The 20,207-nt window shown below is 40.1% G+C and carries 22 protein-coding genes; all 22 read left to right on the top strand.

The window, feature by feature from the left end; genetic code table 11:
• Positions 1 to 5 precede the first annotated feature (5 nt).
• The gene (locus ACQKL6_RS04130; protein WP_402869181.1) at positions 6 to 728 is read left to right on the top strand and encodes a hypothetical protein; all 723 of its coding nucleotides are present in this window, start codon (positions 6 to 8) and stop codon (positions 726 to 728) included.
• 228 nt (positions 729 to 956) lie between these two features.
• The gene (spoIVA, locus tag ACQKL6_RS04125) at positions 957 to 2,435 is read left to right on the top strand and encodes a stage IV sporulation protein A (RefSeq protein ID WP_402869179.1); all 1,479 of its coding nucleotides are present in this window, start codon (positions 957 to 959) and stop codon (positions 2,433 to 2,435) included.
• A 498-nt stretch (positions 2,436 to 2,933) separates the two neighbouring features.
• Positions 2,934 to 3,206 carry an HU family DNA-binding protein gene (locus ACQKL6_RS04120; protein WP_318683240.1) on the top strand — a complete coding sequence of 91 codons (273 nt, stop codon included), beginning with the start codon at positions 2,934 to 2,936 and terminating at the stop codon, positions 3,204 to 3,206.
• 286 nt (positions 3,207 to 3,492) lie between these two features.
• The gene (folE, locus tag ACQKL6_RS04115) at positions 3,493 to 4,059 is read left to right on the top strand and encodes a GTP cyclohydrolase I FolE (RefSeq protein WP_402869176.1); all 567 of its coding nucleotides are present in this window, start codon (positions 3,493 to 3,495) and stop codon (positions 4,057 to 4,059) included.
• 21 nt (positions 4,060 to 4,080) lie between these two features.
• The gene (gene mtrB, locus ACQKL6_RS04110) at positions 4,081 to 4,326 is read left to right on the top strand and encodes a trp RNA-binding attenuation protein MtrB (RefSeq protein WP_402986084.1); all 246 of its coding nucleotides are present in this window, start codon (positions 4,081 to 4,083) and stop codon (positions 4,324 to 4,326) included.
• 238 nt (positions 4,327 to 4,564) lie between these two features.
• Entirely contained in the window at positions 4,565 to 5,389 is an 825-nt protein-coding gene (locus ACQKL6_RS04105) for a heptaprenyl diphosphate synthase component 1 (protein ID WP_427650629.1), read from the top strand.
• Positions 5,390 to 5,392: 3 nt separating this feature from the next.
• Complete coding sequence (locus ACQKL6_RS04100; protein WP_402869172.1) at positions 5,393 to 6,109, top strand: demethylmenaquinone methyltransferase; 717 nt, start codon at positions 5,393 to 5,395, stop codon at positions 6,107 to 6,109.
• A gap of 28 nt (positions 6,110 to 6,137) precedes the next feature.
• A complete protein-coding gene (gene hepT / locus ACQKL6_RS04095) occupies positions 6,138 to 7,100 on the top strand; it encodes a heptaprenyl diphosphate synthase component II (RefSeq protein WP_402956690.1) in 963 nt (320 codons plus the stop codon).
• 96 nt (positions 7,101 to 7,196) lie between these two features.
• Positions 7,197 to 7,643 carry a nucleoside-diphosphate kinase gene (gene ndk, locus ACQKL6_RS04090; RefSeq protein ID WP_402869169.1) on the top strand — a complete coding sequence of 149 codons (447 nt, stop codon included), beginning with the start codon at positions 7,197 to 7,199 and terminating at the stop codon, positions 7,641 to 7,643.
• Positions 7,644 to 7,825: 182 nt separating this feature from the next.
• On the top strand, positions 7,826 to 8,599 hold the full coding sequence (locus ACQKL6_RS04085) for a CheR family methyltransferase (protein ID WP_427591740.1): 774 nt from the start codon (positions 7,826 to 7,828) through the stop codon (positions 8,597 to 8,599).
• A 287-nt stretch (positions 8,600 to 8,886) separates the two neighbouring features.
• Positions 8,887 to 10,059: a chorismate synthase gene (aroC, locus tag ACQKL6_RS04080; protein WP_402869166.1), complete on the top strand. Its 1,173-nt coding sequence runs from the start codon at positions 8,887 to 8,889 to the stop codon at positions 10,057 to 10,059.
• A gap of 2 nt (positions 10,060 to 10,061) precedes the next feature.
• The gene (aroB, locus tag ACQKL6_RS04075; RefSeq protein ID WP_402956694.1) at positions 10,062 to 11,141 is read left to right on the top strand and encodes a 3-dehydroquinate synthase; all 1,080 of its coding nucleotides are present in this window, start codon (positions 10,062 to 10,064) and stop codon (positions 11,139 to 11,141) included.
• Positions 11,142 to 11,163: 22 nt separating this feature from the next.
• Complete coding sequence (gene aroH / locus ACQKL6_RS04070) at positions 11,164 to 11,556, top strand: chorismate mutase (protein ID WP_402869162.1); 393 nt, start codon at positions 11,164 to 11,166, stop codon at positions 11,554 to 11,556.
• Between the two features lie 49 nt (positions 11,557 to 11,605).
• Positions 11,606 to 12,718 carry a histidinol-phosphate transaminase gene (hisC, locus tag ACQKL6_RS04065; RefSeq protein ID WP_402869160.1) on the top strand — a complete coding sequence of 371 codons (1,113 nt, stop codon included), beginning with the start codon at positions 11,606 to 11,608 and terminating at the stop codon, positions 12,716 to 12,718.
• Between the two features lie 42 nt (positions 12,719 to 12,760).
• On the top strand, positions 12,761 to 13,864 hold the full coding sequence (locus ACQKL6_RS04060) for a prephenate dehydrogenase (protein WP_402869158.1): 1,104 nt from the start codon (positions 12,761 to 12,763) through the stop codon (positions 13,862 to 13,864).
• 26 nt (positions 13,865 to 13,890) lie between these two features.
• Positions 13,891 to 15,177 (top strand): 3-phosphoshikimate 1-carboxyvinyltransferase, encoded by a 1,287-nt coding sequence (gene aroA / locus ACQKL6_RS04055; protein WP_402869157.1) that lies wholly within the window; start codon positions 13,891 to 13,893, stop codon positions 15,175 to 15,177.
• A 372-nt stretch (positions 15,178 to 15,549) separates the two neighbouring features.
• Positions 15,550 to 16,818: a tetratricopeptide repeat protein gene (locus tag ACQKL6_RS04050; RefSeq protein WP_402956702.1), complete on the top strand. Its 1,269-nt coding sequence runs from the start codon at positions 15,550 to 15,552 to the stop codon at positions 16,816 to 16,818.
• Positions 16,819 to 16,847: 29 nt separating this feature from the next.
• Positions 16,848 to 17,399 (top strand): ReoY family proteolytic degradation factor, encoded by a 552-nt coding sequence (locus tag ACQKL6_RS04045; protein ID WP_402986070.1) that lies wholly within the window; start codon positions 16,848 to 16,850, stop codon positions 17,397 to 17,399.
• Positions 17,400 to 17,568: 169 nt separating this feature from the next.
• Positions 17,569 to 18,021 (top strand): YpiF family protein, encoded by a 453-nt coding sequence (locus ACQKL6_RS04040; RefSeq protein WP_402986068.1) that lies wholly within the window; start codon positions 17,569 to 17,571, stop codon positions 18,019 to 18,021.
• Between the two features lie 169 nt (positions 18,022 to 18,190).
• The gene (locus ACQKL6_RS04035) at positions 18,191 to 18,697 is read left to right on the top strand and encodes a ubiquinol-cytochrome c reductase iron-sulfur subunit (protein ID WP_402869149.1); all 507 of its coding nucleotides are present in this window, start codon (positions 18,191 to 18,193) and stop codon (positions 18,695 to 18,697) included.
• A gap of 3 nt (positions 18,698 to 18,700) precedes the next feature.
• Positions 18,701 to 19,375 carry a menaquinol-cytochrome c reductase cytochrome b subunit gene (gene qcrB / locus ACQKL6_RS04030; RefSeq protein WP_034307974.1) on the top strand — a complete coding sequence of 225 codons (675 nt, stop codon included), beginning with the start codon at positions 18,701 to 18,703 and terminating at the stop codon, positions 19,373 to 19,375.
• Positions 19,376 to 19,429: 54 nt separating this feature from the next.
• Positions 19,430 to 20,197 (top strand): menaquinol-cytochrome c reductase cytochrome b/c subunit, encoded by a 768-nt coding sequence (locus ACQKL6_RS04025; RefSeq protein ID WP_402869148.1) that lies wholly within the window; start codon positions 19,430 to 19,432, stop codon positions 20,195 to 20,197.
• The last annotated feature ends 10 nt before the right edge of the window (positions 20,198 to 20,207 follow it).

Here is a 20,207-nt window from a genome sequence, read left to right as displayed (position 1 = left end):
ATATGATGAGAAATTCTTTCAAAATATTATGTTTATTATGCATCTCTGGATTATTGACAGGCTGTTTGTATCCTCAGAAGCAAAAAGTTCAAAATCAATTACCATATAAAGAACAAATTCAATCTGTTCAAAGCGCTGTTGATCAATTTAAGGAAGACGAAGGCGGGATTCTTCCCATTGTGACGAAAGAAGCGGACACTCCGATTTATCAAAAGTATGTAATCAAGTTCACGAAAATCTCACCAAGGTATATGGCGGAACCGCCTGATAATGCTTATGAATCGGGAGGGGTTTTTCAATATGTCTTAGTGAACGTAGAGAACGATCCGACGGTGAAACTTTTGGATGTCCGGATGGCCCAGAAAATTCAAGATATTTCTTTACGGTTGCAGGCATATCAGCAAAGTAACGGGTATCCCCCTTATAAAGAGAGGATATCGGAAAATGTCTTTACGCTTGATTATAAAAAGATGGGTCTAAAGGAAGCACCAACTGTTACGAGCCCCTACTCACAAAAGGACCTTTATTTAGTGGTGGATGGGGATGGAAATCTTTATGTTGATTACACACCGGATTTATATGATGTACTGCAGCAGCATGATGGAAAAATCAAGACGGGAGAAGATATTCGGGAACTTCTTGTGGATAGTTCGGAATTCGTTCCAGCTTATTCACTGCCATATACCATCGATGAAAAAAGTAAAAGCCCAATATTTCTCACAAAATAGTCATAACCCTTCTTCTACAAAATATATTGTAGGGGAAGGGTTATTTCTTTATCTTCATTTTATCTTACTTTTAAAATAAAAACCCTTATATAAAATCTGTTGGTGGAGGAGTATGGGTACGGGAATAATCGGAATAAATTTTTCGGACAACATCATAGACATATAGTGTCCTAAACATGAGTAAATGGATAATCGTGATCCCAAAACGCTAATTCGGGAGGGGATACCTTGGAAAAGGTAGATATTTTTAAAGATATTGCTGAAAGAACCGGTGGAGACATATATTTAGGTGTAGTTGGAGCTGTCAGGACAGGGAAATCCACATTTATAAAAAAATTCATGGAGCTTGTTGTCATTCCGAATATACCGTCAGAAGCAGACCGAGCAAGAGCTCAAGATGAACTGCCGCAAAGTGCAGCGGGAAGAACAATCATGACGACTGAACCTAAGTTCGTGCCTAACCAGGCAGCCTCCATTCAGGTAGCGGAAGGTCTAGAAGTGAATATTCGATTAGTCGATTGTGTAGGGTATACAATACCTGGGGCCAAAGGGTATGAAGATGAAAATGGGCCCCGTATGATTCATACTCCATGGTACGAAGAACCGATCCCTTTCAATGAAGCAGCAGAAATTGGTACACGGAAGGTAATCCAGGATCACTCGACTTTAGGGATTGTGGTTACAACAGACGGGACAATTGGTGAAATTCCCCGCAGTGATTATTTAGAGGCCGAGGAAAGGGTCATCGAAGAATTGAAAGAGGTTGGAAAGCCGTTTATTATAGTCATTAATTCCGTGCAACCCCATCATCCAAATACGGTGGCACTGAGGGATTCTTTACAGGAAAAGTACGATATCCCTGTATTGGCGATGAGTGTGGAAGGGATGCGCGAATCGGATGTATACAGTGTGCTTCGTGAAGCTCTCTATGAGTTTCCGGTTCTTGAAGTCAACGTCAACCTTCCGAGTTGGGTAATGGTCCTCCGAGAAGACCATTGGTTAAGGGAAAGCTATCAGGAAGCGGTCAAAGAGACTGTAAAAGACATCAAACGTCTAAGGGATGTTGACCGGGTAGTCGGGCATTTTAATGAGTTTGAATTTATTGACCATGCTGCACTCGCGGGGATAGAAATGGGGCAGGGTGTGGCTGAAATCGACTTATATGCCCCAGATGAACTCTACGACGATATCCTGAAGGAAATTGTCGGTGTCGAGATACGTGGCAAGGATCACCTCCTATCCCTTATGCAGGACTTTGCATATGCCAAGGCCGAATATGATCAAGTAGCAGATGCTTTAAGGATGGTTAAGCAAACCGGATATGGTGTAGCGGCTCCATCTTTGAACGATATGAGCTTGGATGAGCCGGAAATCATTCGTCAGGGAGCCAGGTTCGGGGTCAGGTTAAAGGCGGTTGCCCCATCTATTCATATGATAAAGGTAGATGTCGAATCAGAGTTTTCACCGATCATTGGTACGGAGAAGCAGAGTGAAGAATTAGTCAGGTATTTAATGCAGGATTTCGAAGATAATCCACTCTCCATTTGGAATTCCGATATCTTTGGCCGAAGCCTAAGCTCATATGTTAGAGAAGGAATTCAGGTGAAACTAGCCATGATGCCAGATAATGCTCGGTATAAGTTGAAGGAGACGCTTGAAAGAATCATCAATGAAGGTAGTGGTGGTTTAATAGCGATCATTTTATAAGGAACCATATTAAATGGGACCAATTCCGTTCGTGGGATTGGTCTTTTTATTGTTAGGATTACATCAGTCCTTATAAGGGTAAAAAGAATCTGACCGATACGATTTTTTAGTAAGTTTTTAATGGAATCTCTAAAAACCCTAGTGTTATGGGATTTTCAGTGGGATTAGGAGTTTACTTTCTATAAAAAAGGGAAATGATGATTAGCGGGAGACAAAATTTATAAATTATACAATTTTTTATGAAAAGATTCCCATTATTTTTTGAATTCCCTTGCTAAGCGAATAGGATTTGTGATAATCTACATACAGAAAACGCGTTATAACAGCGGTTTCAACCTATTTTTAACTTAGCTGATGTGTCCTTTTGGAAAATTATTCAAGATAGGTTACACATGGTTAGCAGTAGGAAAAGTTCCCATTGAATTAAATATCAAATCACTATTATCGTGTTGTAATAATGATTTTTTATAAAGATCCTTTTGGGAGGAGGTGAATGGCATGAACAAAACAGAATTAATTAATGAAGTTGTTACAGCAACTGAAATTTCTAAGAAAGACGCTACAAAAGCTGTTGATGCTGTTTTTGATACAATCTTAGAAGCTCTAAAATCTGGAGATAAAGTACAATTGATCGGTTTTGGTAACTTTGAAGTTCGTGAACGTGCGGCTCGTAAAGGTCGTAACCCACAAACTGGTGACGAAATCGAAATTGCAGCTAGCAAAGTGCCAGCTTTCAAACCTGGTAAAGCACTGAAAGATGCAGTGAAGTAATTTTACCATTACATACGGGTGCTTAACCGACAAAAAGGGCCGCGTGCATACGCGGTCTTTTTTTGCTTCTTAATTTCTATCTATGCTATTATAAAAGGCAGTGAATACTGAAGAAAAGATAATATAATAATAAGTATCAATGAATGCAATGAATGGTACATGAATTATTTATTGATCTTTATACTGGGTTAAAAAGCTTTTTGGTGAAAGAACATTAAATGCCAGGCGTTTTGTCTTGTGTTTTTTTCTAATACATATTAGTTCAATTTAAATAGGGGGTAAGGGAATGGCAAATGTCGACCATGCAAAAATAGAAGAAGCGGTGAAGATGCTTCTTGAGGCAGTTGGGGAAGATCCTGGGAGAGAAGGGTTACTAGATACTCCAGCGCGCGTGGCTAGAATGTATGAAGAAATATTTTCAGGGCTGAATCAGGATCCAAAAGAATATTTCGATACGGTTTTTGGTGAAGATCATGAAGAGCTCGTTCTTGTGAAGGATATTCCTTTTTACTCGGTTTGTGAGCATCATTTAGTGCCTTTTTACGGGAAAGCCCATGTCGCTTACATCCCTAAAAACGGAAAAGTGACAGGCTTGAGTAAGTTAGCCAGAGCTGTCGAGGCGGTTTCAAAACGACCACAATTGCAAGAACGCATAACATCGACCGTCGCAAATGCGATTATGGAGAAGCTGGAGCCACATGGTGTGATGGTTGTAGTAGAGGCTGAACATATGTGTATGACCATGCGGGGCGTGAAAAAACCAGGGTCTAAAACAGTGACCTCAGCGGTTAGAGGGTCTTTTGCAAAGGACCATCGTACTCGGGCCGAAGTATTGGCATTCATTAAAGACTAAGGATATAGGGGGAGAATAGAAATGGACGAAAAATTCTCAAGTGATTTTGTAGTCATTAAAGCCATTGAAGATAGCGTAAACGTGATTGGGTTGACAAGAGGGACCGATACCAAGTTTCATCATTCTGAGAAGCTTGACTCAGGGGAAGTGATGATAGCTCAATTCACGGAGCATACATCGGCCATAAAAATAAGAGGACATGCAAAGATTTACACTCCCTACGGTGAAATGGAAAGTGAGTCAAAAAAGAATTCAACCGTTAAGTAAATGATTCTCACCTAAAAGGTTATTCCTCACCTATTTCACACATTTATTTAAGAAAACTTCTGCATCCAGTTGGTTAGAAAGAATAAAAGATACTCCTTCCCATTCAGGGATGTATCATTTTATAAACGTTGTTCATTTCAACTGATTGTTTTTATGGTATAATAATGTGTATTTTACACAGATAAGAAACGAATATGTATGAAAAAATTATCTTTCGGGGATGCAAAGGTGATCTCAATTGTTAAACATAACGAATGACTTAAGACAATTAAAACAAACGATAGAAACAAAGGCTCAACATCCTTATTTACTTAAATATATCCAAAAGCCATTAGTTGATGAAAATAAATTAATATTACTTTGGGGCTTGTTTAATGATCTGGACGTTTTAAACGAAGAGCGGAATCAATACATTGAATCGACCATGCTCGTTCAAATTGCTCTTGATACCCATGAAATCGTCTCTAATTCATTCGATGGGCCGGAAACGCCTCAGGTTTTGAAAAATCGGCAATTACAAGTCCTTGCAGGTGATTACTACAGCGGCCTGTATTATCAGGGGCTAGCGAGTATCGGAAACATTGAGATGATCCGCGTACTTTCAAGTGCGATAAAGAAAATCAACGATAATAAAATTATTCTTTATCAAAAATGCATAAGCGATCTTCCTACACTTCTAAATACTCTAAAGGCAATCGAATCCTCGCTTGTTTATAAAATGGCCGAATATTATAAACGACCTGATTGGATGGAGATTTCGGAAGACCTGCTTCTTTTAAATCGACTGCAGACTGAAAAGACAAACTATTTGCTTACTGGCCAATCGATTGTCTTTGATAACATGAGAAATATCATCGATGAAGGTAAGCGTAATGACGTCCATTCATCAGAAAAAGAAGAACGAGTAAGGATTGAAATAGATAGATGTCTAAGAGATGTAAGTAAAGCTGTAGAACTTTCCTCTCGGAATGTAACAAAAAAAAATGAAGAAATCTTACAAAGAGTGAGCGAGATACTTAAGCAAACAAAGAATCAAGCGAATTCATGTGTGAAAGAAGGTTGAGCCATGGAACAGTCTAAAGAGCAAAAAGTTCATCATGTTTTTGAAAAGATATACGGAAATTATGACAAGATGAATTCCCTCATCAGCTTTAAGCAGCATCTAAAATGGCGAAAGGCGACCATGGATATCATGAAAGTCCCAAAGGGCGCCCATGCACTCGATGTATGCTGTGGAACGGCGGATTGGACCATTGCGCTCGCTAATGAAGTCGGACCGGAAGGAAAAGTAATAGGGTTGGATTTCAGTAAGAACATGCTGAAAATTGGCGAACAAAAAGTCAAAGATCTTAAATTGGATCATGTTTCTCTTATGCATGGTAATGCAATGGAACTCCCTTTTGATGATAATAGCTTTGATTACGTAACGATTGGCTTTGGCCTTCGGAATGTGCCAGATTACATGCAAGTCCTTAAAGAATTAAACCGAGTGGTAAAGCCTGGGGGAATGGTCGTTTGTCTCGATACTTCGCAGCCAACGATGCTAGGTTTTAAACAGGGCTATTATTTTTATTTTCGTTTTATCATGCCGGTTTTCGGCAAGTTGTTCGCTAAAAGCTATAATGAATATTCTTGGCTTCAGGAATCTGCACGCGATTTCCCGGGTATGAAAAAACTTGAAAGTATGTTTAAGCAGGCAGGCATGGAAAAAGTGAGTTATAAAGCGCATTTTGGTGGCGTTGCTGCAACACATTTCGGATATAAGCCTTTAAATAAAGCATAAAAGCAATGGACAAAGCTGGGTGGAATTTATGAAATATAGAATGATGTATTCCTTCTTGAATACAGATTTGCAATTAATTGAAAAAGAATTAGAAGCGGCAATTATAGCGGATTCCACGGTTTTGCGGGAAGCTTCACTACATTTACTGCAATCAGGTGGAAAACGTATTCGCCCGGTATTCGTCCTTTTAGGGGCGAAGTTTGGCGATTATGATATCCATGTAGTCAAGCATGTTGCAGCGACATTGGAACTGATACACACGGCTTCACTCGTACATGATGATGTTGTAGATGATGCGGATTTACGCAGAGGGTCTGCCACTATTAAATCGAAATGGGACAATCGTGTTGCCATGTATACCGGCGACTTCATTTTTGCAAGAGCACTGGAAATGATGGCAGTGATTGAGACCCCGCTTGCACATAAGATTCTCGCGGATACCATGGTCGAATTGTGCCTCGGGGAAATAGAGCAAATTAAGGATAAATACAATTTCAATCAAAACTGGCGAATTTATCTTCGAAGGATAAAGAGAAAAACAGCGTTACTCATAGCTTCAAGCTGCCAGCTCGGGGCGATTGCTGCCGGTGTTGATGAAAAAATCCATCAAAAGTTATTTAGATTTGGTTATTATGTTGGCATGTCTTATCAAATAACAGATGATATCCTGGACTTCACTGCATCTGAAGAAGAATTGGGTAAGCCGGCAGGCAGTGATTTGATACAGGGAAACATCACCTTACCCGTTTTGATTGCAATGGAAGACCCAATGCTTAAAAAGCTAATCGAAACGGTTAGGGAAGATATGTCCAAAGAAGATTTATCGAAAATCATTACAGCTATCAAGTCTTCAGGTGCCATTGAACAAGCGGCTAAGATAAGTGACCTTTATTTAGAAAAGGCTTTCTCGGAATTGAAAGGACTTCCCGCCATAAAGGCGAGGAAGACATTATCTGACATAGCAAAAAACATCGGAAAAAGGAAGTTTTAAAGCTTGCAGTTGCGCAACTGGACAAACCATGGTAGTATTCTAAAAGGATTGCCTTATAAAGGCAAATAACTATGATACATATTAGGAGTGACAATTATGGAAAAAACATTTTTAATGGTAAAGCCTGACGGCGTTCAACGTAATTTAATCGGTGAAATCGTTTCTCGTTTCGAAAAGAAAGGCTTCCTATTAGCTGGAGCAAAATTAATGGTTATCTCTCAGGAATTAGCTGAGCAACATTACGGAGAGCACAAAGAACGTCCTTTCTTCGGTGAATTAGTGGACTTCATCACTTCAGGCCCTGTTTTCGCAATGGTTTGGGAAGGTGAAAACGTAATTGCAACTGCTCGTCAAATGATGGGTGCTACTAATCCTAAAGATGCTGCAGCAGCTACAATTCGTGGCGACTTCGCAGTTACTGTAGGCAAAAACATCATTCACGGATCAGACTCAGCTGAAAGCGCTGCACGTGAAATTGGTTTATTCTTCAAAGAAGAAGAACTAGTTGAGTATTCTAAAATCGCTAACGAATGGGTTTACTAATTAGGTAGGTAAGAATATAAAAGCGGGTTTTGTCGAATGATTCGACAGACCCGCTTTTTTTGTATCTTTGCAGTTATTGAAATTAAAGGCGTAAAGCGGCATTATTATTTAAAGAATCCCAAGCCCACTCCGATATAAAGAGAAGAACGACATAAATCAATAAGTTCGGGGGAGTCACAGCAATGCCTCAAGAATATGAAGAGTTTATTCGCAATATTAAAGTGTTGACAGGCATTGATTTGTCATTGTACAAGGAAGGGCAAATGAAACGTCGTCTCACCTCTCTGTATGAGAAAAGAGGGTATCGATCATTCCGGGAATATTTTAAAGACATTCAGTCCAATTCTAAAGTATTAAATGAGTTTTTAGACAGAATGACGATTAATGTTTCGGAATTTTATCGGAATGCGAAGAGATGGGAAGTTTTAGAGAAAAGAGTCCTGCCTTCCCTCTTAGCCAGCAAAAAAAAATTAAAAATATGGAGTGCTGCCTGTTCAACCGGTGAAGAGCCATATACAATTGCGATGATTTTATCGAATCTTGTTCCATTAAGCCAAATTGAAATATTGGCAACGGATTTAGATGAAAACGTAATTGCCCGGGCGAAAATAGGGGTGTATCCTGAGCGTTCTTTGAATGAAGTGCCAGATGATATAAAGAACAAGCACTTTAAAAAAGAAGATGATTTTTATCGTGTTGAAGATGAAATTAAGCGAACAGTCACCTTTAAGAAACATAATCTACTTGCAGATCGATTTGAACAGGGTTTTGACTTAGTCGTCTGTCGAAATGTCTTGATTTATTTTACTGAAGACGCAAAATGTCTTTTATATGATAAATTCAGTGCATCTTTGAAAAGTGGTGGTGTCTTTTTTGTGGGGAGTACAGAACAGATTTTTAATCCGGGAAAATATGAATTTGAAACCATAGACACATTCTTTTATAAGAAAAAGTAAATAGATTTACAGTATAGAGGGCTGAATGGAACATTCAGTTCTCTTTTCTATGCACGTTATTGGACTAAAGGGCCATTTTTGGTAAGCTGAGAGAGAAGATGGGGGTGAAATGTTAGCTTGGGAAAGATTAAACTATATCGAAATTGTTTGAGAACATGTAAAATAATAAAAGAAAAGTGTTGAAATATAAAGAAATATTGATTTTGCTTTAACTGTATTCCCACTTTTCATAAAATTGTGTTATATTGATACATAAATCCTTTAAAGTGCTAAAAGGGGGCAGGAAAATGAGATATTTAACAGCGGGAGAATCACATGGTCCGCAGCTAACTACTATTATTGAAGGTTTACCAGCGGGTATGCCAATTACAAATGAGGATATTAACAAAGATTTGGGTCGCCGGCAAAAAGGGCATGGCCGAGGAAGAAGAATGCAGATTGAAAAGGATCAAGCCTTCATATCTTCTGGAATCAGACATGGTTACACGTTGGGATCACCGATCGCATTGGTAGTCGAGAATGACGATTGGAAGCATTGGACCAAGATCATGGGAAGTGAAGGTCTATCAGAGGAAGAAGCTGAAGAGATCAAACGCAAAATTACGCGTCCACGTCCAGGTCATGCAGACTTGAATGGTGGCATTAAATACGGTCATCGTGATTTACGGAACGTTTTGGAGCGCTCATCGGCCCGCGAAACGACCGTGCGTGTGGCAGCAGGTGCAGTAGCTAAAAAATTACTGGCTTTGTTAGGAATTGAAGTGGCATCACATGTACTTGAAATCGGTGGTATAAAGGCTGATCCTCCTCAATATGAGTCGATTCAGCAGTTACAGCATGTGACGGAAGAATCTTCAGTCAGATGTTTTGATAAGAATGTCGAGCAACAAATGAAGGATGCCATTGATGATGCTAAACAAAAGGGAGATTCAATCGGCGGCGTTGTGGAAGTCATTGTTGAAGGAATGCCAGTGGGCGTTGGAAGCTATGTTCATTATGACCGTAAACTCGATGCTAAGCTTGCAGCGGCAATTATGAGCATTAACGCTTTTAAAGGTGTCGAGATAGGTATAGGATTCGAAGCGGCTCATCGATTCGGTAGTGATGTTCATGATGAGATAGCTTGGGACAAGGATAAGGGCTACTATCGGAAAACGAATCGCCTGGGTGGTTTTGAAGGCGGGATGACGACTGGTATGCCGATTGTTGTACGTGGTGTCATGAAGCCAATTCCGACATTATATAAACCGTTGAAAAGCGTTGATATCGATACTAAGGAAGTATTTGAAGCAAGTGTGGAGCGCTCTGATAGCTGTGCTGTGCCAGCTGCAGCCGTGGTTGCCGAGGCAGTAGTGGCCTGGGAACTTGCGACGGCAATCGTGGAACAATTTCCTTCAGACCGCTTTGATCGATTGGAAGAATACATAAATTCTTATCGGGAAGAAGTAAAGGAGTTTTAACGATGGAATCCATACAAATTAAAACGGCTTCCAAGCAATACCCGGTTGTAATAGGCAAGAATGCGATTCATGAATTATCCGATTTCATTTCCAATGAATATAGTCATGTAAGCAAGATTTTAATCATTACGGATGAAAAAGTAGCAGAATTGCATTTACAGACAGTCAAAAGCGCTTTAATTAAGACGGGAAAACCGGTGTTGCACCATGTTGTTCCGGAAGGGGAGCATGCTAAGACATTTGACGTATTTTACGAGTGCCAAAGCTACGCCTTATCCCAACGACTTAATCGGAAGTCAATGATTATTGCTCTTGGCGGTGGTGCAGTCGGCGACCTAGCTGGATTTGTTGCGGCCACTTTTATGAGGGGAATCCCGTTTATCCAGATCCCGACGACTTTACTTGCGCATGATAGTGCTGTTGGTGGCAAGGTTGCCATCAACCATCCACTAGGAAAAAATATGGTTGGTGCCTTTCACCAGCCTGAAGCGGTCTTTTATGACCTTGAATTTTTACATACGCTTCCATTACAAGAGTTACGTTCGGGTTTTGCCGAAGTAATTAAGCATTCCTTGATTGCTGATGAAGACTTTTACCGATGGTTAAGGTTGAATATTGTGGATCTCACCAATGTAACGGATGAGCAATTTCTAATCATGATTACAAAAGGGATAAGCATAAAAGCATCCATCGTAGAAAAGGACGAAAAAGAAACGGGTATCCGTGCCTATTTAAATTTTGGTCATACACTTGGTCATGCTATTGAAGGCTCTATGGGATATGGTAACTTTACTCATGGTGAATCCATTTTAATAGGAATGGTCTACGCCCTGAAATTAAGTCAGAAGAAACAGGATCTGGATTTTAACCTTAACGAGTTCATACAATGGGTTTCCTCTTTAGGTTATCAAACAACTATACCTCAGCAGCTTGAAAAAGAAGTATTGCTCCATTTGATGAAAACTGATAAAAAGTCCGTCCATGGCGGTGCTACATTTGTCTTGCTAAAACAATTGGGTTCTCCTGTGTTAATGGATATGGAAGATTCGCTACTGTTAGAAGAAATGACTGATTTAATGTGATTGAAGAATGGGGGAATCGTGTGTGATTAGAGGAATAAGGGGCGCAACAACCGTAGAAAATGACACAGAATCAGAAGTGATTTCTGCTGTTGAACTACTGTTGGAAGAAATTATTCGAAAAAACGATATTGAACCTGAAATGGTTGCCTCCGTATTTTTTTCTGCAACGGATGATATACGCTCCGTCTTCCCTGCCAAAGCCCTCAGGAAATTTGAAGGGTGGACATATGTACCGGTCACTTGTATGCAAGAAATTCCTGTGATAAATTCTTTGCCTTCCTGTATAAGAGTGATGCTTCATGTAGAGACGACGAAATCGCAGAGAGATATTGAGCATGTATATCAAGCGGGTGCCACTGTTTTGAGGCCGGATTTAACTAAAAAATTAGAATTCAAGAAAAAAGATATGGTATAATATTTGTACACTTTGATGCTTTAAAGTAGTGAAAATAGGGGTGAATGATATGAAATGGAATGAAGCGGTCCTTTCCTTGAAATCTTATCAACCGGGAAAATCAACCGATGAAGTGAAGAAAATGTATGGTCTTGAAAAAATAGTGAAACTTGCTTCAAATGAAAATCCGTTTGGGTGTTCCGAAAAAGTTAAAGATAGCATAAAAAATGCAAGCCATTCTTTCGCTATTTACCCTGACGGATATGCAACCTCGCTTAGAGAGGCCGTTGCTATACATACAGGTGTTAAAGAGACACAACTTATTTTTGGGAATGGATCAGATGAGAATATTCAAATAATATCAAGGAGTTTGCTTGGAGCGGGAAAAAACACTGTTATGGCTACGGGGACTTTTTCACAGTATCGACATAATGCCACCCTTGAAGGGGCGGAAATTAGAGAAGTGCCGCACATTGACGGAGCTCATGACCTAGAAGGTATGCTTAATGCTATTGATGAAAACACATCTGTTATTTGGATCTGTACACCTAATAATCCGACAGGAAAATACATTCCCGAACCTGATTTAATTGCATTCCTTGAAAAGGTTCCGGAAGATGTACTTGTTGTTTTAGATGAAGCCTATAGTGAATATGCAGTGGCTGAGGATTATCCGAGAACCAATCAATGGATCAATAAATATAAGAATCTGATTATACTTCGAACATTTTCAAAAATATACGGTCTTGCCAGCTTTAGAGTTGGATACGGATTGGCTGATGAAGACATTATCCAGAAGCTTGATCCATCGCGTGAACCATTCAATGTGAATACATTCGGACAAAAGATTGCCGTCGTGGCATTAGAGGACCAGGCCTTCATAGAAAAATGTAGGACGGAAAACCAAAAAGGTCTACAACAGTATTATGAGTTTTGTGAATCGGAAAATCTCTCATATTATCCATCTCAGGGTAATTTTATTTTCATTCATTTCAATCATGACGCTGATGCAGTATTTCAGTTTTTATTGGAGCGGGGATATATCGCAAGATCAGGTAAGTCATTCGGTTTCCCAAATAGCGTCCGTGTGACGATTGGGTCGACGGAGGAAAATGAAGGAATGATTCGTGCTATTAAATCATTCTTGACTGAAGTAAGTTTGCCTTCTAATTCAATACATTAATTTCATCTAGGTTAGAGGACTAAAGGAGCGGGGGAGAGAAGAGTGAAAGGAAAGGTTTTCGTAATTGGCCTCGGACTAATTGGTGGATCGTTGGCCATGGCTATCCGCCATGCTCATCCTGACGCTGTAATTGTTGGTTATGATTTAAACGAAAAGAATTTACAACTAGCCACCTTATTAGGAATCATTGATGATTCCGTATCTTCTCTTGAAGCTGGCGCCTGTGATGCCGATTTAATCTTAATGGCGGTCCCTGTCAATGAAACGGTCCGGACTTTAGCGGAATTAGCTCATCTGGACTTAAAAAGGGATGTCATCATATCGGATGCTGCAAGTACGAAAACAACCGTTGTGAATGCGGCCAGCAGCTTGATCAATAGAGGTTACACCTTCATAGGGGGCCATCCAATGGCTGGTTCCCACAAGAGTGGAGCGGGGGCAGCCAAATTGCACTTATTTGAGCACGCGTTCTATTTACTTACTCCAGAGGAACATGTCGAGGAAGAAAGAATAGAGCAGTTAAAACAATGGTTAAGTGGCACAAGAGCTAATTTTTTGGTAGTCTCACCTGATACCCACGACAGAATTACAGGAGTGATCAGTCATTTTCCACATATCATCGCCTCAGGCCTTGTCAAACAGGCGGAAGCATACAGTCAGGAGAATGAGCTGATTTCAAGGCTTGCTGCAGGAGGCTTTCGTGATATTACTAGAATAGCTTCCAGTAATCCCGAAATGTGGCGTGATATTTTATTACATAACCGTGAAGTGCTATTAGTGTTGATGAATGATTGGTTAAGGGAAATGGAATATATCAAAGAACTTGTAGCCAATGAAGATAGCGAAGAAATTTTTCGTTTCTTTACTGATGCCAAGGTATATAGGGATGACTTACCGAGCAATATGAAAGGTGCCATTCCGGCGTTTTATGATTTATATGTTGATATACCAGATTACTCAGGGGTCATTTCAGAGATTACTGGTTATTTGGCACAGGAAGGAATCAGTATAACGAATATACGAATCATCGAAACAAGGGAAGAAATATATGGCGTACTAGTAATCAGCTTCCAGACAGAGGAAGACCGTATTAAAGCTGCTGATTGTGTGGCGAGGCATACTGATTATGAAACGATTCTGGCATAAAATAATACATGGTGAAGGATGGTTGTATGAAGACAAAAAGGTTGCCAACGAACATTCAATCTTTGCGTGGAACGATCGCTGTACCGGGGGATAAGTCTATCTCCCATCGATCTATTATGTTTGGAGCGCTAGCTGAAGGGGTTACGGAGGTTACTAATTTTTTACCTGGTGCGGATTGCTTAAGTACAATCTCCTGTTTCAAGCAGCTTGGCGTGAGCATAGAACAAGAGGGTCAGCTAGTCCGTATAGAGGGGAAAGGATTCAATGGGTTGACTGAGCCTCGTGAAGTCCTGGATGTCGGAAATTCTGGAACTACGATTCGATTGATGCTAGGTATCTTGGCTGGACAAGACTTTTCTGCAGTCCTCGCTGGTGATTCCTCCATTGCTAAACGGCCGATGACAAGAGTGGTGAATCCCCTCCGTGAGATGGGAGCGCTCATAGACGGACGTAAAGACGGCGAATACACGCCCCTTTCCATAAGGGGAGGGCAATTACAAGGGGTTCGCTATCAATTGCCTGTAGCTAGTGCCCAGGTCAAATCTGCTATTATCCTTGCGGGGCTACAAGCTGAAGGAGAAACGATCATCGTGGAGCCGGAAGCGACACGAGACCATACTGAACGGATGATCCAACAATTTGGTGGAAAAATTGAAAAAGACGGTCAAACGATTAAAGTAAGTGGCAATCAGTTGTTCAAAGGAACTACTATACATGTGCCTGGCGATATTTCTTCGGCTGCATTCTTTATGGTAGCTGCAGCGATTACAAAAAATAGTGAAGTTGTTTTGAAAAACGTAGGCCTTAATCCCACAAGAACAGGCATTATAGAAGTGATGAAGGCAATGGGAGCGGATATAACGGTCGATTTACATTCTGGAGAAGGTGAACCCGCAGGAGACGTTACTGTACGGAGTTCCCAATTAAAAGGGACGACGATCAGTGGTGATTTGATTCCTCGTTTAATTGACGAGATTCCGGTCATTGCTCTCCTAGCCACTCAAGCGGAAGGTATTACCACAATCAAGGATGCTAGTGAGTTAAAGGTAAAAGAGACGAACCGGATAGACACGGTGGCCAATGAGCTTAAAATCCTGGGAGCGGATATAACGCCGACTGCAGATGGATTGATTATTAGTGGGCGTAAATCCCTTCAGGGAGGGACGGTCACGAGCCATGGAGATCACCGCATTGGAATGATGCTTGCAATAGCGGCATTAATTACTAATGGGGATGTTCAACTGGAAGACCCAGGAGCCATTGATGTTTCGTATCCGGAATTTTTTGACCATTTAACATACTTGATTAAGTGAATTGAAAAAAGTTTGCAGATATTTTGGTGCTGCAAACTTTTTTTATTTTTTTGTTTTTTGCTCCTATCCCTTTGTAAGCGTTGTCAAAATAACGTTTTATGAAATATAACGGTGGGGACTGATGATAAAGGTCCGATTAATCAAAAAGGAGATTCTCCTTTCCATGGAGAATTAGATAGTAACCTTTTTTTATGAAGAATGGGGGGAACTACATCAATGGAATTACCGGGCTGCAGTATGGTAAACTAAATATTACTGTTTTTACTAAACATCTTCACGATCCGTTTCATCCTTTTTATGATAGGAAAGTTGACGTTTTGCGTGATGTTGTTTGTCTAGAGACTAAGTTTATGCAAAAGGAAGGAAGCAGCTATGAATATAGTAGAACAAGTTATTCAGTATTTAAAAAAAGGGGAATTAACAGAAGCTCTTAAACATATAAATCGAATTAAATCATCAGAGTCGGCAGAGGACATCTTATTGTTGGCTGAGGAAATGTTCCAACTTGGGTTTGTCGAGGAAGCTAAGGATCTTTTTGAGCATCTACTGGCACTGTATCCAGACGAGGGCGAGTTGATTGTTTCTTTAGCAGAAATCCTTATCGATATGGATCAAGAAGATGAAGCCATGCTGATGCTTGAAAAAGTCAGCCCGGAAGATGAGGTCTATCCAAGTGCCCTATTACTAGAAGCAGACCTTTATCAATTACAGGGGATGAGCGAGGTCAGTGAAAGGAAATTGTTGCAGGCTAAGGAATTATTGCCGGATGAGATCATCATTGATTTTGCACTAGCTGAACTATTTTATCATCAAGGAAGAGACCAGGATGCCATTGCAAATTACATAAAGGTATTAGAACGGGAACATGAAATTGCAGGGGTGAACGTCAATCAGCGTCTTGCGGAAGCGTTGAGTAGTTCGGGGAAATTTGAGGAGGCCCTTCCTTACTTCGAGAAGGCCTTAGATGGTAGCGTCGAAATCAATACGCTATTTGAATACGCCTTTACTGCCTTCCAAGCTGGTCTATATGAAACTGCCGTGCGCAAGTTTATCGAACTGAAGGAAATAGACCATGAGTACCATTCCCTCTACTTATACTTAGCAAAAAGCTATGAACATCTAGAGGATCTTGATAAGGCTTTGAATACGGTTAAGGAAGGCATCAAGGCAGATGAGTTCAATAAGGAACTATATTTCTTCGGTGGTAAAATCGCCTTGAAAAGCGGTTTGGAGGATGAAGCGGAAAACCTATTCAAAGAGGCTTTGGCAATCGATCCCGGCTACTTAGAAGCTGCCCTTACCCTACTGAAGCTCTATATGCATAATGAAAGGTATGAAGATATTTTAGAATGCATTGGTGAGGTAAGGAGATATGGCGAGGATGATCCACAGTTTGAATGGATAGCTGCTGTCTGTTATCAAAAAACAGAGCAATATAAAGAGTCATTAACCAGCTATGGTAAAGCATATAATTCTTTCAGAGACAATCCGGATTTTCTGGAGGATTACGGTTTCTTTTTAATTGAAGAAGGAGACAGCGCTACTGCTAGAGAAGTATTTAACAAGCTGCTCGTAATAAATCCGGCAAATGATGAATATGCGATGATTTTGGAACGTTTAGGTGAAAGTTCAGGGCTATAAAAAAAATAGTAAGACAGAGGAGGGAATTCATGGTGGCTACCCCTGTTTCTGTAAATGAGAAAAAGGATTTTATTCGGTGGTTTTTAAATCATTATCAACTTAAAAGAAGAGAATGTGTTTGGATTTTAAATTATCTAATGAGTCACGACCAATTAATGAAAAAGGTCCATTTTGTAGAGAATGCACAATATTGTCCCCGTGGTCTTATCATGTCTACCCATTGTGTGGAGGAAGTGCCTTTCAGATTTTATAAATCCAATATCATGACAACCGATGCAGAGAAATCTTTTCATGATATTCGATTGAATCGGGATGAGGATATCTATATCCAGCTAAATTTTAAATCAGCTTATTCGTCTTATCAATACGCCGCAGTATTGGAAAATAACCCGTTCATGCCAAAATCAACAGCCGCTAATGAAAAAGATCAGCTACTTGCTGAGCAGTTTTTAGAGAAGAGTATGCTTCATTTCGAGAGAGACCGAATACTCAAGGCAATCGATGAAGCGTTGGATAAACATGATGAACAAGCTTTTAAGAATTTAACGGAACAACTCAATCAACTAAAAGTACTGGGATAAATTGCAAAGACCTTTCCTGAAGCAGGAAAGGTTTTTTATTTTTATTTTTTTAAAAAATATGGTTAAAAACTACATTTTTATGAATACTAGGGGTATATGGTAAAGATATTACGATAAATGGTACAATGAAAAGGAGTTGATTCGATAAAGTGGGAGTGGAGTAAAGAATATGAAGTGGTCAGCAAAAGAATTGGATATGTATATCCATGCAAAAGAGTTTGTGGATACGGCACTAATACCATTGGTTCCCCTCTCTTTTGGAGAACAAATGAAACAGTCCGGTTCGAATAACGAATTCATTACTATTTTGAGTATGGAAATCGAAAAGCAAATGAAGGGCAGAATGCTTTTAATGCCAACATTTCACTACCTAAGTGATGAGGAGGACAAGCTTTCCATTCTAAAGCGTTGGTCTGAAAAACTGGAAGCAAACAACTTTAAGCATGTATTTTTCCTTACATCGGATATCGAGTGGAAAAAGAATGAATTGGAATTGGAGCATCATTTGGTTTGGATTCCTTCCATCCCGCTTGAAAATTTAGAAAATGCCCAAGCTAGGGCTATGATTAGCCAACAAGTCAATCAAATTCTAGACATATTTACTCATTACTGGAAAAGCTAATAAAATAAGGGTTTTTTTCATTTTTTGACACATAGTTGCCACCTTTTGGGTTTTACAAATATTGACCTTGGGAAATTATTGATATATCATGGAAATGTCCTAGTTTTATAGTGTTGCTATTTAGTGGTCCAATGGGCTCTCAATATAGTAATAGAGGGGGGGAAAACGCATGAGCAAACATAATGTTTCACGACGTCAATTCCTTAATTACACACTTACTGGCGTTGGTGGATTTATGGCGGCCGGTATGTTGATGCCTATGGTTAGGTTTGCAATTGATCCAGTACTATCAGCTGATAAAGGCGGGGATTACATTGCAACTAAGCAGAAGGTAAGCGAACTGACTACAGAACCAGTCCGAGTTGATTTTAGCTTTAAGCAGGTCGACGGGTGGTATGAGTCTGAAGAAACAAACACAGCTTGGGTTTATAAAACGGATGATGGGAAGTTAGTTGCACTATCTCCAATTTGTAAGCATTTAGGTTGTACGGTAGCGTGGAATACGGATAAATCTAATCCAAACCAGTTCTTCTGTCCTTGTCATTATGGCAGGTACACGAAAGATGGCATGAACGTGAAAGGGACACCACCGATTTCACCTTTGGATGTCTTTGACACGAAAGAAAAAGACGGAATTCTTTATTTAGGTCAACTAAAACCGCACGGGGAGGCGTAAACATTGCTAACAAAGTTATATGACTGGGTGGACGAGCGTTTAGACATTACGCCGTTATGGCGGGATATTGCTGACCATGAGGTTCCGGAACATGTTAACCCTGCGCATCATTTTTCTGCATTCGTATATTGTTTTGGTGGGTTAACTTTCTTTATCACGGTCATTCAAATTTTGTCAGGTATGTTCTTGACGATGTATTATGTACCCGATATCAAGAATGCTTGGGAATCGGTTTATTATTTACAAAACGAAGTGGCCTTCGGTCAAATTGTCCGTGGCATGCATCACTGGGGAGCAAGTCTAGTTATCGTTATGATGTTCTTACATACTCTTCGTGTCTTCTTCCAGGGAGCTTACAAAAAACCGCGCGAATTGAACTGGATGGTTGGCGTATTAATCTTCTTTATTATGCTGGCATTGGGTTTAACAGGATACTTATTACCATGGGATATGAAAGCGCTATTTGCAACAAAAGTTACACTGACCATTGTCGAATCGGTACCTTTAATGGGACCGGCACTTAAGACATTGATAGCAGGAGACCCAACAATCGTTGGTGCACAGACATTGACTCGATTCTTCGCGATTCATGTATTCTTCCTTCCTGCGGCATTATTTGCATTATTGGCGGCTCATTTCTTAATGATTCGTAAGCAAGGTATTTCAGGTCCACTATAAAAGAATATGGAACAAGAATCATAAAAACCTTTTCATAAAGGAGGGGATCATTCAATGCATCGTGGGAAAGGTATGAAATTCGTAGGCGACTCGCGTATTTCTGCGAACCGTAAACCGAATATTCCGAAAGATTATTCTGAATATCCTGGGAAAACTGAAGCATTTTGGCCGAATTTCCTTTTAAAGGAATGGATGGTCGGAGCAGTATTTTTAGTTGGCTATTTATGCTTGACAGTTGCACATCCGTCCCCATTGGAAAGGATAGCCGATCCGACAGATACAGCGTACATTCCGCTGCCTGACTGGTATTTTCTATTCCTTTACCAATTACTTAAGTATACCTATGCTTCAGGTCCGTACAATGCAATTGGAGCCATGGTTATACCAGGTTTAGCTTTTGGAGCATTGCTTCTGGCACCGTTTTTAGATCGCGGTCCTGAGCGTAGTCCAGCTAAACGCCCATTTGCTGTAGGGTTTATGTTATTAGCTATTGCTGGAGTGTTTTATTTAACATGGGAATCGGCGGCCCATCACGATTGGGAAGCTTCTAAAAAGCAGGGGGCCATCGTAGAAGGTGCTGACATCGATAAAGATAGCGATGGTTATAAGCTTATGGATTCAAGCGGATGTATAAGCTGTCATGGAGCAGAATTGACAGGTGGGGCAGGAGCACCTAGCTTGATTGACACCGGTTTAACTCCAGAAGAAGTTTCTAAAATTGCTGTCAAAGGTCAAGGGGCGATGCCAGCTGGTATGTTCAAAGGTTCTGATGAAGAATTGAAGACATTAGCTGAATTCGTTTCTGGTTTATCAGCAAAATAAATGAATTCAG

This window comes from Peribacillus sp. NPDC097197, from assembly GCF_050278025.1.
Taxonomy (GTDB): domain Bacteria; phylum Bacillota; class Bacilli; order Bacillales; family DSM-1321; genus Peribacillus.
This window is presented reverse-complemented; position numbering and strand designations above follow the sequence as displayed.

Excerpts from the sequence above, each read along its gene's own strand:
- ACQKL6_RS04130 (WP_402869181.1), top strand. The coding sequence starts at position 6 with ATGAGAAATTCTTTCAAAATATTATGTTTATTATGCATCTCTGGATTA.
- ACQKL6_RS04120 (WP_318683240.1), top strand. The coding sequence starts at position 2,934 with ATGAACAAAACAGAATTAATTAATGAAGTTGTTACAGCAACTGAAATT.
- folE (WP_402869176.1), top strand. The coding sequence starts at position 3,493 with ATGGCAAATGTCGACCATGCAAAAATAGAAGAAGCGGTGAAGATGCTT.
- mtrB (WP_402986084.1), top strand. The coding sequence starts at position 4,081 with ATGGACGAAAAATTCTCAAGTGATTTTGTAGTCATTAAAGCCATTGAA.
- ACQKL6_RS04100 (WP_402869172.1), top strand. The coding sequence starts at position 5,393 with ATGGAACAGTCTAAAGAGCAAAAAGTTCATCATGTTTTTGAAAAGATA.
- hepT (WP_402956690.1), top strand. The coding sequence starts at position 6,138 with ATGAAATATAGAATGATGTATTCCTTCTTGAATACAGATTTGCAATTA.
- ndk (WP_402869169.1), top strand. The coding sequence starts at position 7,197 with ATGGAAAAAACATTTTTAATGGTAAAGCCTGACGGCGTTCAACGTAAT.
- ACQKL6_RS04085 (WP_427591740.1), top strand. The coding sequence starts at position 7,826 with ATGCCTCAAGAATATGAAGAGTTTATTCGCAATATTAAAGTGTTGACA.
- aroC (WP_402869166.1), top strand. The coding sequence starts at position 8,887 with ATGAGATATTTAACAGCGGGAGAATCACATGGTCCGCAGCTAACTACT.
- aroB (WP_402956694.1), top strand. The coding sequence starts at position 10,062 with ATGGAATCCATACAAATTAAAACGGCTTCCAAGCAATACCCGGTTGTA.
- hisC (WP_402869160.1), top strand. The coding sequence starts at position 11,606 with ATGAAATGGAATGAAGCGGTCCTTTCCTTGAAATCTTATCAACCGGGA.
- aroA (WP_402869157.1), top strand. The coding sequence starts at position 13,891 with ATGAAGACAAAAAGGTTGCCAACGAACATTCAATCTTTGCGTGGAACG.
- ACQKL6_RS04050 (WP_402956702.1), top strand. The coding sequence starts at position 15,550 with ATGAATATAGTAGAACAAGTTATTCAGTATTTAAAAAAAGGGGAATTA.
- ACQKL6_RS04045 (WP_402986070.1), top strand. The coding sequence starts at position 16,848 with ATGGTGGCTACCCCTGTTTCTGTAAATGAGAAAAAGGATTTTATTCGG.
- ACQKL6_RS04040 (WP_402986068.1), top strand. The coding sequence starts at position 17,569 with ATGAAGTGGTCAGCAAAAGAATTGGATATGTATATCCATGCAAAAGAG.
- ACQKL6_RS04035 (WP_402869149.1), top strand. The coding sequence starts at position 18,191 with ATGAGCAAACATAATGTTTCACGACGTCAATTCCTTAATTACACACTT.
- ACQKL6_RS04025 (WP_402869148.1), top strand. The coding sequence starts at position 19,430 with ATGCATCGTGGGAAAGGTATGAAATTCGTAGGCGACTCGCGTATTTCT.